The 16,541-nt window shown below is 70.9% G+C and carries 11 protein-coding genes and 1 pseudogene; 7 read left to right on the forward strand and 5 right to left on the reverse strand.

The features are described 5' to 3' along the window. Window positions 1–16: 16 nt before the first annotated feature. Together LXX_RS04555 and LXX_RS04560 are read left to right on the forward strand one after the other, a co-directional pair. A complete protein-coding gene (locus LXX_RS04555) occupies window positions 17–886 on the forward strand; it encodes a PHP domain-containing protein (RefSeq protein ID WP_041768221.1) in 870 nt (289 codons plus the stop codon). Window positions 887–969: 83 nt separating this feature from the next. Continuing rightward, window positions 970–2,082 carry a hypothetical protein gene (locus LXX_RS04560; protein WP_223227721.1) on the forward strand — a complete coding sequence of 371 codons (1,113 nt, stop codon included), beginning with the start codon at window positions 970–972 and terminating at the stop codon, window positions 2,080–2,082. Window positions 2,083–2,108: 26 nt separating this feature from the next. On the opposite strand, the gene LXX_RS04565 is transcribed toward LXX_RS04560, so the two are convergent. Continuing rightward, window positions 2,109–3,584: a DEAD/DEAH box helicase gene (locus LXX_RS04565; RefSeq protein WP_011185805.1), complete on the reverse strand. Its 1,476-nt coding sequence runs from the start codon at window positions 3,582–3,584 to the stop codon at window positions 2,109–2,111. A 122-nt stretch (window positions 3,585–3,706) separates the two neighbouring features. On the opposite strand from LXX_RS04565, the gene LXX_RS04570 reads away from it, so the two are divergent. Continuing rightward, a complete protein-coding gene (locus LXX_RS04570) occupies window positions 3,707–4,423 on the forward strand; it encodes a ferritin-like fold-containing protein (RefSeq protein WP_011185806.1) in 717 nt (238 codons plus the stop codon). Between the two features lie 104 nt (window positions 4,424–4,527). On the opposite strand, the gene LXX_RS04575 is transcribed toward LXX_RS04570, so the two are convergent. Both LXX_RS04575 and LXX_RS04580 read right to left on the reverse strand, forming a co-directional pair. After that, entirely contained in the window at window positions 4,528–4,830 is a 303-nt protein-coding gene (locus tag LXX_RS04575; RefSeq protein WP_011185807.1) for a hypothetical protein, read from the reverse strand. Window positions 4,831–4,840: 10 nt separating this feature from the next. After that, window positions 4,841–5,065 (reverse strand): DUF3107 domain-containing protein, encoded by a 225-nt coding sequence (locus LXX_RS04580; RefSeq protein ID WP_041767357.1) that lies wholly within the window; start codon window positions 5,063–5,065, stop codon window positions 4,841–4,843. A 107-nt stretch (window positions 5,066–5,172) separates the two neighbouring features. Between LXX_RS04580 and LXX_RS04585 the strand changes: the two genes are divergently transcribed. After that, a complete protein-coding gene (locus tag LXX_RS04585; RefSeq protein WP_041767360.1) occupies window positions 5,173–8,295 on the forward strand; it encodes an ATP-dependent DNA helicase in 3,123 nt (1,040 codons plus the stop codon). Next, window positions 8,292–11,699 carry a UvrD-helicase domain-containing protein gene (locus LXX_RS04590; RefSeq protein ID WP_141692919.1) on the forward strand — a complete coding sequence of 1,136 codons (3,408 nt, stop codon included), beginning with the start codon at window positions 8,292–8,294 and terminating at the stop codon, window positions 11,697–11,699. The genes LXX_RS04585 and LXX_RS04590 overlap by 4 nt, the downstream gene beginning before the upstream one ends. 471 nt (window positions 11,700–12,170) lie before the next feature. Here the strand turns inward: LXX_RS04590 and LXX_RS15435 are convergent. Beyond that, window positions 12,171–12,421 (reverse strand): annotated as a pseudogene (locus tag LXX_RS15435) (IS3 family transposase); the annotation flags it as partial. Window positions 12,422–12,528: 107 nt separating this feature from the next. Beyond that, window positions 12,529–13,578, reverse strand: a complete 1,050-nt coding sequence (locus LXX_RS04600) for a phosphotransferase (protein ID WP_011185811.1) — start codon at window positions 13,576–13,578, stop codon at window positions 12,529–12,531. Window positions 13,579–13,639: 61 nt separating this feature from the next. Here LXX_RS04600 and nudC point away from each other — a divergent pair, with 61 nt between their 5' ends. After that, window positions 13,640–14,659: an NAD(+) diphosphatase gene (gene nudC / locus LXX_RS04605; protein WP_011185812.1), complete on the forward strand. Its 1,020-nt coding sequence runs from the start codon at window positions 13,640–13,642 to the stop codon at window positions 14,657–14,659. After that, window positions 14,656–16,368, forward strand: coding sequence for an ATP-dependent helicase (locus tag LXX_RS04610; protein WP_011185813.1), 1,713 nt, complete (start codon window positions 14,656–14,658; stop codon window positions 16,366–16,368). The genes nudC and LXX_RS04610 overlap by 4 nt, the downstream gene beginning before the upstream one ends. The last annotated feature ends 173 nt before the right edge of the window (window positions 16,369–16,541 follow it).

Below are 16,541 nucleotides of genomic sequence, written 5' to 3' on the forward strand. Positions count from 1 at the left end.
TCCTAGGATGGACTGTATGGCAGCTGAGCGACGCTTCCGCGCTCCGGCCGATCTGCACACGCACTCCACCGTGTCGGACGGCACGGACACTCCGGGCGAGCTCGTCCGCGCCGCTGCGGCGGCCGGTCTCGGCACGGTCGCGCTCACCGATCACGACTCCACCGCCGGCTGGCTGGACGCGGCCGCCGCCGGAGCCGAGGCCGCCGTCACCGTCCTCCCCGGCATGGAGCTCTCCACCCGCCTCGATTTCGCGAGCGTCCACCTGCTGGGCTACCTGTTTGACCCCGAGGACGCCGCGCTCGCGGCCGAGACGCAGCGCGTCCGCGACGGCCGACGCTGCCGGGCGGAGGACATGGTGCGCCGCATCGCGGAGGACTACGACATCACGTGGGACGATGTGCTCGCCCAGGTCGCGGAGGGCGCGACCGTGGGCAGGCCGCACATCGCGGACGCGCTGGTCGCCCGCGGACTGGTCGAGAGCAGGAGCGCGGCGTTCGCCGGAGTCCTCCACTGGCGGAGCGGCTATGTCTGGCCGCACTACGCTCCCGAGCCGCTGACGGGTGTGCGGCTGATCCGGGAGGCCGGGGGCGTCCCGGTGCTTGCGCACCCCGCGACGTGCGGCCGCGGCACTGTCATCCCGGAGGAGCGGCTGCGCCGCCTGGTCGACGCCGGGCTCTTCGGCCTCGAACTCGACCATCGCGAGAACCGGCCGGCCGGCGTTGCGCTCCTCCGCGAACTGGCTGCGAAATACGGCCTCGCGGTCACCGGCTCCAGCGACTATCACGGTTTTGGGAAACCCAATCGTCTCGGAGAGAACACCACCGATCCGGCCGTCGTGGACCGGATGATCGAAGAAGCGACAGGCGCGGCACCTTTCTTCGCGTGAGCACACGCGGCTACCCTGGTGTTCCGGTGTACGACGATCGGGGATCCGGAAAGCGAGGTGTTCATGTGATGCGACGGTACGGGGTGTCCGCGACCGTGGCCGCAGCGCTCGCCGGCGCTCTGATCCTGACCGCCGGTATCGCGCCGGCCGCAGCCGACGACTATCCCTCGTGGGACGATGTCCAGGCCGCGAAGGCGAACGCTTCGTCGGCGCAGGCCGAGGTCGACAAGATCAGCGGTCTTCTCACCCAGCTCCAGTCCACGGCGAACGCGGCGGGCGATCTCGCGATCAAGCGCGCCGGCGAATACGGGACCGCCGAGACGAGCCTCCAGGCGGCGACAGCGAAATCCGACGGCCTCGCGCAGCAGTTAGCCGCAGCCGCCGCGAAAGCCGACCGGCTCAAGACGCAGAGCGGCAAACTCGCCGCCCAGCTGACCCGCTCCGGGATATCGGATGTCTCCCTCCGGGTCTTCCTGAGCGCAAGCGATCGCTCGCCGGCCGACTCGTCGCTGCTCTATCAGCTCGGCGCGATGTCGAGACTCGCCGATCAGGCCAGCAATCTGTTCGCTCAGGCGACCGCGCAGAGGAACATCGCGGACGCGCTCAGCGCCCAGGCCGCCGTCGCTCAGAGGATACGCGATCGGCTTGCTCAGGACGCGCAGACGGCGTTGCAGGCCGCCCAAGCGGCCAAAGCGGCTGCGGACGCGGCGCTCTCCGATCAGCAGACCCGGGCGAACACCTTGTACGCACAGCTCGCCTCGCTCAAGAACACCGAGGCATCGGTCGAGAGATCGTACGCAGAGGGCGTGGCGGCCCGGGCGGTCGCGGCGGCGGCCGCGAACAGCGGCGGCGACGCCGACGGCTTCGCCCCGCCCCCGGGCGTCGTCGTGGACCCCGCCGGAGCCCAGGCGTACGCGCAGAGCCGTCTCCCCGCCTACGGCTGGGGAGGTACCCAGATGGCATGCCTCATCAAGCTCTGGAACCAGGAGTCCGGCTGGCGCGCAGACGCGTACAACACGTCGTCCGGCTCCTACGGCATCCCGCAGTCCCTCCCGGGCAGCAAGATGGCCACCGCTGGCTCCGACTGGATGACGAACGGCAAAACCCAGATCGACTGGGGACTCGGCTATATCAGCGGCCGGTATGGATCACCGTGTGCCGCGTGGTCGCACGAGATCGCGTACAAGTGGTACTGACTCTCGTGCTGCCCGAGCGGCCGTGATCAGTTGCCCGTCGCCTGCGGGGCGGACGCCCCGCCTCCGCTGCCACCGTGCGAACGAAGGCGTCGGCGTCGCGGCGTGCTGTTTCCGTCGCGGTGCTGGGAGCCACCGCCGTCGTGCGTGCCCGACGCGGACATCGCTTCGTCGCCCGCGGGCTCTTTGTCCACGGTTCCCGAGCTTTTCGCGGCGGCCCGGGCCCCTTGCCCGCCGCGTGTGCGCCGGCGCTGCCGGTCGCTGCCTCCGCCGGCCGGACCGCGGTCGTTCGGCCGGCTCTCCGGCGCTTTGACAGCCGGTGTGGACTTGAGCCGGCCTTTGGCTCCCTCGGGGATACCCAGATCGATGAAGAGGTGCGGCGACGACGAGTACGTCTCCGTGGGCTCGGGCTGGCCGAACTCGAGGGCGCGGTTGATCAGCGCCCACTTGTGCAGGTCCTCCCAGTCCACGAACGTCACGGCGATACCGGACTTGCCCGCGCGGCCGGTGCGTCCGGCGCGGTGCAGGTAGGTTTTCTCGTCGTCCGGGATGGTGTGGTTGATCACATGAGTGACGTCGTCCACGTCGATGCCGCGGGCGGCGACATCGGTGGCGATGAGCACGTCCTTCTTGCCCGCCTTGAATGCGGCCATCGCGCGCTCCCGCTGCTCCTGGTTGAGGTCGCCGTGAACGGCGGCGGCGTTGAAGCCTCGGTCGTTCAACTCTTCCATGAGTTTGGCGGCGCTGCGCTTGGTGCGCGTGAAGATCACCGTCTTGCCACGGCCCTCGGACTGCAGGATGCGCGCGACGACCTCGTCCTTGTCGAGCGAGTGCGCCCGGTAGACGAGGTGCTTGATGTTCGCCTGGATCTGGCCCTCGTCGGGGTCGGTCGCCCGGATGTGGATGGGCCGGGTCATGAAACGGCGCGCCAGGGCGACGATCGGGCCCGGCATGGTCGCCGAGAACAGCATGGTGTGACGGGTGGCGGGAGTCTGCGCGAACAGTTTCTCGATATCGGACAGGAAGCCGAGGTCGAGCATCTTGTCGGCCTCGTCGAGCACCATCTCCCGCACCGTGCTGAGGTTCAGCAGACGCTGGCCGGCGAGGTCGAGCAGACGGCCGGGGGTGCCGACCACGACCTGCGCGCCCGCCTTCAGCTGGGCGATCTGCCCCTCGTACGCTTTGCCGCCGTAGATCGCTGCGATCGAGGTGGGACGGTTGGAGGCGGCCTGCTCGAGGTCCTCGTACACCTGGACGGCGAGCTCACGGGTCGGCACGACCACCAGAGCCTGCACACCGGGCTCCGGGTCGGCGCCGAGCCGCTGGATGATCGGCAGGCCGAAACCGAAGGTCTTGCCGGTTCCGGTCTTCGCCTGGCCGATGATGTCCTGGCCGGTGAGGGCGAGCGGGATCGTCTGCGTCTGGATGGGGAACGGCTCGGTGATGCCCTTGGCCGCGAGGGCGTCCACCATGTCCTGGTCGATGTTCAGTTCGGAGAAAGTCACAGAATGCCTGTCGTTTTCGAGTGTGGGGTGCTACGCCCTGATCCTCTCGCAGGCGTAGGGCCGTCGATCCAACGCCGATCGGTACGCCAAGCCTACTGGACGTCCCCGTTACACTGCTGTACGTGTCAACCTGGTTTACGCGACGCCCGCCCTCCGCCGAACTGCCGCGCCTCGCGCCCCGAGCCTCGAAAGCGCCTTCCGCGCGCGTCGATCTGCACGAGGTGATGCCCGACCTGCTGCCCTACCTCGCCCAGGCCGCCTACCTCCAGCTGGAGCAGTTCCAGACCCTCGCGCGCGTCGTCGCGGACACCGATTCGCTGCGCGCCAAGGTCGCCGCCGCCGCCGCTGCCGGCCTCGCCATCTCCAAGCACCAGGGCATCGTCGCCGAGATCCGCCGGCGCGCAGACGATCCCGCGGAGGTCATGGCCCCTTTCGCCGAGGAGGTCGAGGGCTTCCGAGCTCTGCTCGTCGGCTCCGACTGGCGGGAGACGCTGCTGGCGGCGCTGATGACAGGTGGCCTGCTCGACGACTTCTTCATCCGTCTCGCTGCTGGCCTCCCCGGAGACGCCGGCCCCCGCCTCGCCCAGCTCCTCGGCTCTGACTCCGGACAAGACGCCCTTCTGAGCGTCCTCCGCAGCGAGATCGAGACCGACCCCCGTCTCGCCAGCCGCCTCGCCCTGTGGGGCCGCCGGCTGGTCGGCGACACCCTCCTCGTCGCCCGCTCCGCTCTCCACCTCTCGGGCAATCCGTCGACCGACGAAGAACGCATCGAGCCCATCTTCACCGAACTCATCGCCGCCCACACTCGCCGCATGGACGCCCTCGGCCTGACGGCCTAACCCGCTCCCCGACCCCGCCGCGCCTCCTCCTCCCGCTGCCGGAAAAGCAGCTGCCGTCCGCCCTCCGTCCGCAGATCTCCTCCCTTTTCGGTGGAGGGGCGCGGTCAGCGGGTGGCGGCGCCGCGGTTGAGGGTGTGGAACAGCTTCTCGTCGTGGGCGGCGCGGACGCGGCCGATGACCAGGTCGGCGGCGGCGGCGATGGCGGCCGTGCCGAGCAGAGTGAGCCACCAGATCCAGCCGCCGGACCAGGCGAGCCCGGCCCAGGTGAGGGCGACCCACAGGACGCACGCGACGCTGACGCCGACGGCGGGGATGAGCGCCGAGCCGTGTGTGTGGCGGTTGGGCAGAAGGTAGCGGGCGCCGAGGCCGAGGATGGCGCCGGCGAGGGCGACGAAGAGGAGTTCCACAGACGGGAACCTAGCCGACGAAGCCGATGCGGCGCGATTCTTCGGCGCCGACCTCGACGTAGGCGATGCCGTCGGTGGGGACGAGGTAAACGCGGCCCTTGTCGTCGGTCAGGCGGAGGATGCCGGTTCCGCTCGCGATGCCGGCCTGCACCTGCTCGGCGAGCTCCTCGGCCGGCTGCGCGGACTCGAAGCTGAGCTCGCGGGGGGCGTTGACGATTCCGATTCGGATCTCCACTGACATGCCTTTCCAAGGTGACCGGCTGAGGTGAGTTCAGACTACCGGTTGGCGGCGCGCGGCCCGGGTCGCGTTCTCTGTCGGCGGACGCCGTTAGCGTGGATGCCATGACCACCCGGGGCTTCTGCGCGCGCGAGTCGGCCCGCGCCGCCGACGCCGAATTCAGCCTCGATCCCGCCCAGCGCGAGGTCGCGGCGCTGCCGGACGGGGTCTCCGCCGCTGTGTTCGGCGCACCGGGCACGGGCAAGACGACGGCGCTGGTGGAGGCGCTTGCCGAGCGCGTGCTCGGCCGCGGCTACGCGCCGGGCGAGGTGCTCGCGCTGAGCGCATCCCGCGCCGCCGCGACGGCGCTGCGAGACCGGCTCGCGCTGCGCCTCGGCGTCCCGACCCCGGGCCCACTCGCGCGGACGGCCACCTCGCTCGCTTTCCAGCTCGCCCGTGAGCGGGCCCGTCGCACGGGGGAGGAACCGCCACGGCTGCTCACCGGCGGCGAGCAGGATCGGATCATCGCCGAGCTCCTCGCCGGTCAGCTCGAGGACGGCACGGGACCGCTCTGGCCTGACGTCCTCGGCCCGGAGGTCCGGTCGCTGCGCGGTTTCCGCACCGAGCTCCGCGAGCTGATCGCCCGGTGCGCCGAACGCGGTGTGAGCCCCGCCCGGCTCTCCGAGCTAGGCACGATCACTGGCCGCGAAGGGTGGCGGGCCGCCGCCGGGTTCATCGCCGAGTACCAGAGCGTTCTCGACAGCTACCGCGGCCGTTTCGTGGACGCCGCGGAACTCATCGCGTCGGCTGTCGCCATCGTGCGCGACGGCAGCCCGCTCGACTGCCTCCGCGCCGTGTTCGTCGACGACCTCCAAGAGGCGACCGTCGCGACCGTCGCTCTGCTGCGGGCGCTCGCGTCGCGCGGGGTCGCCATCATCGCCTTCGGGGACCCGGATGTCGCCTCCACTGCGTTCCGCGGCGCCGAGGCGACCGCGCTGGGCCAGCTGGGAGCGCGCCTGGGCGTCCCGGTGACCCGGTTCGTGCTCGCGACCGCGCACCGTCAGACACCGGTCCTGCGGGAGCTGACCGCGCGTATGACCGAGCGGATCGGCACGGCAGCAGCCGGTGTGCAGCGTGTCGCGTCGGCCGGCCGCGGCGAACCGGAGAGGACCGGCGGGACCCGCCCCGAGGTCGTCATCATCTCCGCCGTTTCCACTCCGTCCGAAGCCGCCCGGCTGGCCAGGAGACTGCGCGAGCGGCGGCTGCTCGACGGCGTGCCGTGGGGTGAGATGGCCGTCGTGGTGCGCTCGGGTGCGCACATCCCCGGCCTCGCCCGCGCCCTGGCCGTGGCCGAGGTCCCCACCAAGACGAGCATCGCGGGCCGGGCCCTCCGCGACGTCTTCGCGGCGCGGCAGCTCATCACGCTGGCGGGCATCGAGGTCGGCGCGCTCGAACTCACCCCGGAGCGGGCGGCCGAACTGCTGCTGGGTCCGTTCGGCGGCCTCGACAGCATCAGCCTGCGGCGCCTGCGCCTGGCCCTCCGCCAGGAGGAACTCGCCAGCGACGGCAACCGCGCCGCCGACGATCTGCTTGTGGAGGCGCTGGCCGATCCCGCCCGGCTGGCCACCATCGACTCGTCGCCGGCCCGGCGCGCCGCCCGGTTGGCGGAGACGCTGCGCAGCGGGCGCGAGAAGGCGGCCACGGGTTCCACCATCGAAGAACTGCTCTGGCACGCCTGGGAGCGCAGCGGCCTCGCCCGGCGCTGGATGGAGCAGTCCGAGCGCAGCGGCATCGTCGCCGACGAGGCGAACCGGCACCTCGACGGCGTGGTCGCGCTCTTCACCGCCGCTCGCCGTTTCGTCGAGCGCTTCCCGGAACGCCCCGCCTCCGACTTCGTCGTGGAACTGCTGGGCGCCGACGTCCCCGAAGACACACTCGCCGCCCAGACCGCGGGCGACGCCGTCCTCGTCTGCACGTCCAGCGCCACCATCGGCCGGGAGTTCGAGGTCGTCGCGGTCGCCCGGCTGCAGGAGAGCGTCTGGCCGAACCTGCGCCTGCGCGGCTCGCTGCTGCATCCCCAGGAACTCGGCAGCGCACTCGACGGACGCAAGACCGAGACCGAGGACCAGCGCGCGCAGGTGCTCGGCGATGAGCTCCGGATGTTCGCGCTCGCCGTCTCCCGGGCCCGCGGCCAGGTGCTGCTCACAGCGACCGTGAACGATGACGAGCAGCCGTCGCCGTTCCTGCGCCTTGCGGGGGAGCTGGCGGCACCGGACACCGAGGACAGCATCCACCCCCTCTCGCTCCGTGGCATGGTGGGCCGGTTGCGTCGCCGCCTGGTCACCACAGGTGCGCCGGAGGCGGCGGCTGCGCTCGCGCGTCTCGCTGACGCCGGGGTGGAGGGCGCCGACCCCGCCGACTGGTACGGGCTCGCGGAGCCGACCACGGAGGAGCCGCTGGTCGATCTGACGGACCCGGAGGCCGGGGTGCGCCTCTCGCCCTCGCGGCTCGGGACCTTCGAGAAATCGCCGCTGGCCTGGTTCGTGGAGGAGATGGCCGCTTCGCCCAGCAGTCTCACGGCCGGTATCGGCACCGTCGTACACGCTGTGATGGAGGAGGCCAGCGCGACCGGCGAGTTCGGTGTCGATGCGCTGTGGGCGGGCATCGAGCAGCGCTGGGCGGAACTCGCTTTCGAGTCCCCGTGGGTCGAGGAGCGCGAGCGCCGCCGCACTCGCGGACTGGTGGGCGGAGTCTCCGACTACCTGCGCGACTTCGAGCGGGCGGGCGGCCGGTTGCTCGGATCGGAGGGAGAGTTCGAACTGCGGCTCGGCCGGGCGCGCATCGGCGGCAAGATCGACCGCGTCGAGGCGACGCCAGACGGGACGGTCGTCCTCGTCGATCTCAAGACCGGGCGCACTGTGCCGAGCGCGGCCGAGACCGCGTCCCACGCGCAGCTCGGCGCTTACCAGCTCGCCCTCGAGCACGGCGCGATCGAGGAGGCGGGGGAACGGCCGCCCGGCGGCGCGAAGCTGCTCTTCGTCGCGAAGGGGGTTCGCGGCAAGCCCTACCGCGAGCTGGTCCAGGACCGGGTGGATGCCGAGGGTCTGGAACGGCTGAAGCAGCGCGTCGCGACCGCGGCGGAGGGCATGGCCGCAGCCACGTTCGCGGCGGTGGTCGATCTGGGCGACCGCGACCCACACGCGGCGTACCAGTACCGCCTTCACCTGGTCCCGGCGGTGAGCGCGTGAACGACGGCAACGACATCCTCGGCGATGTGCTTGGGGTCGATGCCGAACGGACCGGCCCCGACCTGGTCGAGGGCGGCTTCGCGCTCTCGGAGCCGGAGTCCCGGCCGCCTCGACCGTGCCGGAGGGTCTCCGCCCTCGAGATCGCGGACGCGCTCGGTCTCCCGCGACCGACCGGGCAGCAGCAGGCTGTGGTCGAGGCGCCGCTGAGCCCCGCCATCGTCGTCGCCGGCGCGGGCAGCGGCAAGACCGAGACGATGGCGAATCGTGTGGTCTGGCTGCTCGCGAACGGGGAGGTCCGCGTCCCGGAGGTGCTCGGTCTCACTTTCACGCGCAAGGCGGCTGGCGAACTCGCGGAGCGTGTCCGGAAGCGCATCGAGCAGTTGGCCGCCTCAGGTCTGACGGAAATCGAGTTCGACCCGTTCGAGGCGCCGGACGTGGCGACCTACAACGCGTTCGCGAACGCGATCTTCCGCGAGAACGCCCTTTTCATCGGGCGCGAGCCGGAGGCGGCCGTCCTCAGCGAGGCATCTGCCTGGCAGCTCGCGCGGCGTGTGGTGGTCGACAGCGCCGATGACCGCCTGGCCGATCTCGACCGGAACGTGGACGCCGTCACCACCGCCGTTCTGAACCTCAGCCGCGCGCTCAGCGAGAACATCGCCGGCGCAGCCGAGGTCGGCCGGATGGCCGAGGGCTTCGGCCGGGTGATCGACCTCCCCACCGGCAGCGCCCGCAAGGCGGGGCCGTACGCCACCGTGAAGGCGGCCGTCGAGACCGTCGGCGCGCTGCCGTCGCTGCTCGGCCTCGCTGAACGCTTCGCGGAGGAGAAGCGCCGACGCGGCTTCGTGGAGTACTCCGACCAGGTCGCCCTCGCCCTTGCCGTCTGCGAGCGACTGCCGGACGTCGTGGACGACTACCGCCGCCGCTACCGTGTGGTGTTGCTCGACGAATACCAGGACACGTCCGTCGTCCAGACCCGGCTGCTCTCCACCCTCTTCTCCGGGGAGGCGGTGATGGCGGTCGGTGATCCGCACCAGTCGATCTACGGCTGGCGGGGAGCGAGTGCGGCGAACCTCAGCCGGTTCGCGACCGACTTCACCGGGCGTCCCCGGCGCGCGGACGAGTATGTGCTCAGCACCAGCTGGCGGAACCCGACCCGTGTGCTCGACGCGGCCAACATCCTCGTCGCTCCGCTGGGCGCGGTCTCGCCTGTGCGTGTCGAGCGGCTCCGGGCCCGGCCGGGCGCGGTCGCCGGCGAGCTGGCGTGTACGTTCGGGCAGACCGTCGAGGAGGAGGCGGAGGCGATCGCGGCCTGGTTCGCGGAGCGGATCGCGCGGCGGGATGCCGAGGGCACGCTGCCCTCGGCCGCGATGCTCTGCCGCTCCATCAAGAAGATCGAGGTGTTCACGGCCGCGTTGAGCCGGCACCGCGTTCCGTTCCACGTCCTCGGCCTCGGCGGGCTGCTGGAACAGCCGGTCATCGCCGATCTCGTGAGCGCGCTGCGGGTGATGCACGACCCGACGGCCGGTTCGGAGCTGATCCGCCTGCTCACCGGTGCGCGCTGGCGGGTCGGGCCGAAGGACATCGCGGCGCTCCGCCGCGTCGCATCCTGGCTCGCCGGGTGCGACCACCGCTTCCAGGAACTCGAACCCGATGTGCGCGACCGGCTGCGGCGCTCGGTCGCGGGGGAGGAGTCGGCCTCTCTCGTCGACGCTCTCGATTTCGTGGTGGAGGCTCCCGAGGGCCACCGTCAGCTCTCCGCGTTCAGCGGGTCCGGCGTCGAGCGGATGCGCGCCGCCGGCCGCCAGCTCGACCAGCTGCGCTCCCGCGCCGGTCTCGATCTGCTCGACCTCGTCACCATCGTCCAGCAGGAACTGCGCCTCGACATCGAAGTCGCCGCCAACGAGACCGCTCAGCTGGGTCAGGCCAGCCTCGATGCGTTCGCCGAACAGGTCGCGTCCTATCTCGCCAGCGACGACCGCGCGACGCTCGGCTCCTTCCTCTCCTGGCTCGCCGAGGCCGAAAAGCGCGACAACCTGGCGCCGCGCAGCGAGGACCCGGAACCCGGAACGGTCCAGATCCTCACCATTCACGGTTCCAAAGGGTTGGAGTGGGATGTCGTGGCCGTGCCGCGCCTGGTCGAGGGCGAGCTCCCCGTACCGCCGCAGAGCAGACGGGGCTGGCTCGCGTTCGGGCAGCTCCCGAACGAGTTCCGGGGCGACTCCGCCGAACTCCCGGTGCTGCCCTGGCGGACCGTCGAGGACCAGAAGGCCCTCGACGGCGCCATTGCGGACTTCGAGGCCGAGAACCTCGCCCGCCACCGGGACGAGCAGCGGCGTCTCGTCTACGTTGCCGTGACTCGTGCCCGCGAGAGCCTGCTCCTCACCGGCTCGTACTGGTCGACGCAGTCGCGCCCGCGCGGCCCGGGCGCCTATCTGCGCGAGCTGCAGGGGGCTGGCCTCATCGCCGGGGACGCGTTCCCGCCCTGCGACGACCCCGAAGACAACCCGCTTGCCCCCGCTTCTCGGACGGTCAGCTGGCCCCTCGATCCCCTCGGCGCGCGCCGCCGCTCCGTCGAGACCGCAGCCGAAGCCGTGCGCTCGGCCCGCGCGCGGGGTGCGGGGGACGGCGGAGTGTACGCCCGGGACCTCGATCTGCTCCTCGCCGAGCGCGCCCGCCGCCCGTCCGAGTCCGGGCTGGTGGAGCTGCCCGCGCGCATCCCGGCCTCTCGTTTCAAGGACTACGTCAGCGATCCGGCCGGGGTCGCTTCGGCTTTGCGTCGCCCGATGCCGGAGCGGCCCTACCGCCAGACCCGCCTCGGCACGCTCTTCCACCGCTGGGTGGAGGAGCGCTATGGCACCGTCGCCGGGAGGGCCGATGAACTCGACGCGACTGCTCACGAACTCGACGATCCGGCCGGTGAGATCCTCGAGGCGGAGCGCCTGGCCGACCTTCAGGCGACCTTCGCCGCCAGCGAGTGGGCGGCTCGGGCGCCGGACGAGGTTGAGCTGGAGATCCACATCGCACTCGCCGGTCAGGTCGTGGTCTGCAAACTGGATGCCGTCTACCGGATCGCGGACGGCCGCCACGACTACCAGATCGTGGACTGGAAGACGGGCAGGGCGCCTCATGACGTCGGCGATCTGGACCGTAAGCAGCTTCAGCTGGCGCTGTACCGCCTCGCGTTCGCGCAGTACGCGGGGATCGAGCCGGAGCGAATCGACGCTGTGTTCTACTTCGTGGCGGATGACGCGGTGGTGCGGCCGTCTCGGCTGTACTCGGAGCGGGAGCTGGCCGAACGGTGGCAGGCGGCGGTGGCTGAACGCTCGGTCTCCGATGCGGTGCTCCTTCAAAATAAATGGGGTGTCACGGTGTCGGTTCCGCCGGTCAGCCCGTCTGGAACTTGACATGAGAGATTCTGTATTGGAAAGATCAAAGTGATAATCCAATTGGTCCGTGTGGGCCGTTTTGAGGGGAAGTAATTATGTCGCGTGTGCTTTCGACCGAAAAGGCGAAGACGGCTATTCGTCAGATCCAGTCGATTGTCAATGGGGGTTCACCGATCAGATCGCCCAGTTGGATGCTCAGGGTCGTATTCTGTCCGATTCGAATGTGTGGGATGGGCCGTTGGCGTCGACGTTCCGGGGGTCGACGTGGCCGGAGACCAAGGCTGCGTTGGATAAGGCTAAGCAGGAGCTTGAGGAGCTGAGGACTCAGCTCGACCGCATCTCGCAGGATATTTTCACGGCTGGTGGCGGGGCTTGATCCGGCCGGGAGCTGTCTGGGTGCCCTCGTCTTTTGGCGGGGGCACCCTTTTCCGTTCGGTGAAGGGGACCGGATCGTAGCGGACTGCACATCTTCGGCGCGGCCGATCTGGCCTTGACGGGCGTTAATGTGCCCAGGACGCGTTGCCGTCGGTGTCGGTGGTGGATCCGTTCGATCCATGTCACGATCGCGAGGCGGAGGTTGTCCTGGGTGACCGACCGGCGGGTGTTGAGCACGTTCTTCTGGAGCAGGGCGAAGAATGATTCCATGGCGGCGTTGTCCCGGCGGCGCCGACCCGGCCCATCGATCCAACCAACCCGTGGCGGTCCAGTTCGGCTTGGAAGCGCCGCGAACGAAACTGGCTGCTCTATGACGAATGAATCGTCGTACCGATCGATGCGCGCGCTGTCGCGCGATCGCCATGTCATCCTTTGCCGCCAACGATCGGGCCGAGCGTGCTCAGGCCGTGGATCAGCCCGCGTCCTGCTCCGCGACCGGCCGCATCCCGTCGCTGCGCGCCCCCGAACGGTCGCCGGGCGTGCGGTCCAGCAGCGCCTCGACATCGCCGACCGCGAGGATCGGGCCGGTCGCCATCGAGAGTGGGGTCGCGGTATTGCTGTGTACGCGGTCGACGAGGCCGTCGAGCATTTGCACCGCGTCATCCACGATGCTCTGGTCGCGGAGCCCGCGGCCGTGCAGGAGCCAGCGCGCGACTTCCAGCTCCGCGTAGAGCATGGCCCGCTGCGTGAACTGGCGGTCGGTCGCCACTTGCCGGGTGGCGGCGTACGCGCCGAGCGCGCCGTCGGTGGCGTCCGGGTTCAGAGCGAGCAGCCAGTGGAGGTCGCGGGCAGGGTCGCCGACGCGGAGGGTCGACCAGCCGAGCACGGCTGAGACGGTGTCGTCCTCCACGAGGAAGGATTCGACGCCGAGGGCTCCGTTGATGACGCTCGGCTGGAACTGCCACACCGAGTGGTCGGCCACCGCGTCCCGCCACCGGTCCCGGAGCGCGGCCGGAACCAGGCTGGTCGCGGTCGCCGACTCGATGACCTGGACGGTCGAGGCGAGACATTCGGCGGAGGTGAGGGCCGGGAGGCCGGCCTCGCCGACGAAGCTGGTGGGGAGGGCGTGGATCGTCGCGATCGCGTTCCCGATGGACCCGGCGAGGCCGTCTCCGGGCGGGATGTCCTCCACGTCGATGTGGTGCCCCGGGAGGTAGTCGTAGACGATGGCGCGGGTGCCGCCGACGGGCGCCTGGCCGAGGTAGCGCGGCACGTCGAACGGCAGCCGGCTGCGGATACCGGCGGTGAGGGCGCGCAGGGCGACCAGATCTGCGCTCTGCTCGGTCTCGGCGACCTGGCTGAGCGGGACGCGGACGATGAGGGTGCTGCCGTCCCGCGCGGTCAGCAGCGCGGAGTCGAACTCACCGGCTCCGTCGCCGCTGTGCGGGCGTGCCCCGGAGACGGCGAGGCCGGGCACGGCCGAGGCGGCCAGCGCGGCTAGAGTGAGAGGGGATCTGGCCATGCTTCCAGGCTAAACGGCCATCCTCGCGCGAGGAGTTCCGCCACGCCTTGAAAGGATCTCGATGTCGTCCGCCCCCGTCGCTCTGCCGCTCGCTGCGCTTCCGCTGTCGCGGCACGCTGTGGATCGGGACCACACAGCGCGCTCGCGTCCGGCGCTGTTCGACGAGCTCTGGGCGGAGCCGGTGACCCGCGTGCTCGCCCTGTGGCAGGGACGCGCTTTGCTCACCCCCGAGAGCGTTCCGGACGCGACGCCGCCGGGCGACGGCTGGAGCGTCCCGGACGCCGGGACCGCCGCCGTCGCTCTGCTGCCGGTCGAGCGCGTGCCCGCCGCTCTGCTGCGCGTCTACCTCGGCCGCACACGGGCGGACACGTCCCCGGAGCCTGCCGGGACCCCGGTCGTCCTCGAAGTGCTCACCGATGCCGCTGCGCGCGAGCTCGAGCCCGATGAGGCGCGCTGGGGGAGTCTCCGCGCCGTCGCGACGGCTCTGGACGATCGGGACGCCGGGCTCTTCACCGAGGCGCTCGCCATCGCCAGCTGGCACGCTTCGCACACGCACTGCCCGCGCTGCGGGACGCCCACCGTTGTGGAACAGGGCGGCTGGGTGCGCCGCTGCGCCGAAGACCGATCCGAGGTCTTCCCGCGCACCGACCCCGCCGTGATCGTGACCGTTCTGGACGCCGACGACCGTCTGCTGCTCGGCTCGAACGCGCTCTGGGAGCACTCGCGTTACTCACTGCTCGCCGGTTTCGTGGAGCCCGGCGAGTCCTTCGAAGCGGCTGTCGAGCGGGAGATCTTCGAAGAGGCCGGTGTGCGCGTGGTGGACGCCCGGTACAAGGGCTCGCAGCCCTGGCCTTTCCCGGCCTCCATCATGGTCGGGATGACCGCGCGGCTCGCCGACGACCAGCCTGCCGCTGCCCTCGAACCGGATGGCGAGGAGATCCTCAGCCTTCGCTGGTTCAGCCGGTCGCAGTTGTGGGAGTCCCGTGAGCGGGTCATTCTGCCCGGCCGCTCCTCGATCGCCCGCGCGCTGATCGAGGACTGGTATGGCGGTCCTCTGGACGAGCCTCCGGTCCGCCCGTGACCCCCGAGCGGCTCCTCTCCGGCCTGGACGATCAGCAGCGCGTCGCGGCCGAAGCGCTGTTCGGTCCCGTCTGCGTTCTCGCCGGCGCTGGAACCGGCAAGACCCGCGCGATCACCCACCGCATCGCCTACGGCGTCGCGTCCGGGGCGTTCACGCCGAACCGCGTGATGGCCCTCACTTTCACCACCCGTTCCGCCGCCGAGCTGCGCGGACGCCTCCGCCAGCTCGGGGCCGGAGGGGTCGCGGCGCGGACCTTCCACTCCGCTGCGCTGGCTCAGCTCAACTACTTCTGGCCCCAGGTGGTCGGTGGCCAGCTCCCGAGCGTTCTGGACGGCAAGGGCCGCGTTCTCGGCCACGCCGCGGAGAAGCTCGGTGCGCGCGTGGACACGGCGACGCTCCGGGATGTCGCCGCGGAGATCGAGTGGCGCAAGGTTACCGGCCTCAGCATCGACCAGTACGCGGAGCGGCTGACCGAACGCTCGATCCCCGGCGCGCTCCGCCCGGAGCAGCTGGTTGACCTCCACCGGACCTACGAAGAGCTCAAGGATGAGCGCAAGCAGCTCGATTTCGAGGATGTCCTCCTCGCCTGCGCCGGCATGATCGAGGTCGAGCCCTCCGTGGCCATGCAGGTGCGCGAGCAGTACCGCTTCTTCGTCGTCGACGAGTATCAGGATGTCTCCCCCCTTCAGCACCAGCTCCTCCGGTTGTGGCTCGGTCCCCGCAAGGACCTCTGCGTGGTCGGCGACGCCAGCCAGACCATCTACTCGTTCGCTGGCGCCCGCAGCGACTATCTCCTCGATTTCGGTCGCGAGCACCAGGGCGCGACGGTCGTCCGGCTGGAGCAGAACTACCGTTCGACACCGGCCGTGATCCGCACCGCCAACAACCTCATGCGCGGACGTGCGGGAGCGCTGACCCTGCACGCTGTCGCCGAACCCCGCCCCGGCGACGACGTCCCCCCGTCCGCCGAGTTCGAGGACGACCGCGCCGAGGCCCGCGCCGTCGTCGAAGCGATCGCCGCCGAGCTGGCCGCCGGGGCCCGCCCGGAGGGCATCGCCATCCTGTACCGGGTCAACGTTCAGTCCGCCGCCCTCGAACAAGCCCTCGGCGACCGGGGCATCAGCTACACCGTGCGCGGGGCCCGGCGCTTCTTCGACCTGCCCGAGGTCCGTCAGGCGATCATGACGCTGCGCGCCGCGAGCATGGCCGCCACCGACGAGCCGTTGTTCAAGTCTGTCAGCGATGTCCTCCGCACTCTCGGCTGGTCCGTGCAGCCTCCGGAGGCCCGCGGAGCCGTCCGCGACCGCTGGGAGTCGCTCAACGCGATCATGGGTCTCGTCGACGACGTCCCCGCCGGCACCTCCTTCCGCCGTTTCACCGACGAACTCCTCGCCCGTCAGGCGGGCCAGCACGAGCCGATCCTCGCCGCCGTCACCCTCGGCACCCTGCACGCCGCCAAGGGCCTCGAGTGGGACTCGGTCTATCTCATCGGCCTCAGCGAGGGGCTCGTCCCCATCAGCTACGCGAGCTCGTTCGAGCAGATCGACGAGGAGCGTCGCCTTCTCTACGTCGGCATCACCCGCGCCCGCAAGCGCCTCCGCCTGAGCTGGGCGCAGCGGAGCGCTCAGCCGGGACGCCCGGTTCTGCGCCAGGCGTCGCGTTTCCTGGCGGAGCTCGCGGCGCCCGCGGTCGACCAGCGGCGCGCCTGACGCCCCGCATCCCCTCACCACGGCCGCACCGGCCGTGCCGCATCGGGCCGGACGCACCCGCACTCGGGATGCGCTGGCCGCTCCACTTCGGCCCAGTGCGCTGAAGCCCGATCGTAGATAGCGCTGGCCGTGCCGCTTCGGGCGTGCCCCGTCGAGGACCCCCAAGACCAGTC

Origin of the sequence: Leifsonia xyli subsp. xyli str. CTCB07 (assembly GCF_000007665.1) — a bacterium.
Lineage (GTDB): Bacteria > Actinomycetota > Actinomycetes > Actinomycetales > Microbacteriaceae > Leifsonia > Leifsonia xyli_C.

Coding starts and splice junctions, on each gene's coding strand:
- LXX_RS04585 (WP_041767360.1), top strand. CDS start 5,173: ATGACCACCCGGGGCTTCTGCGCGCGCGAGTCGGCCCGCGCCGCCGAC.
- nudC (WP_011185812.1), top strand. CDS start 13,640: ATGTCGTCCGCCCCCGTCGCTCTGCCGCTCGCTGCGCTTCCGCTGTCG.
- LXX_RS04555 (WP_041768221.1), top strand. CDS start 17: ATGGCAGCTGAGCGACGCTTCCGCGCTCCGGCCGATCTGCACACGCAC.
- LXX_RS04600 (WP_011185811.1), bottom strand. CDS start 13,578: ATGGCCAGATCCCCTCTCACTCTAGCCGCGCTGGCCGCCTCGGCCGTG.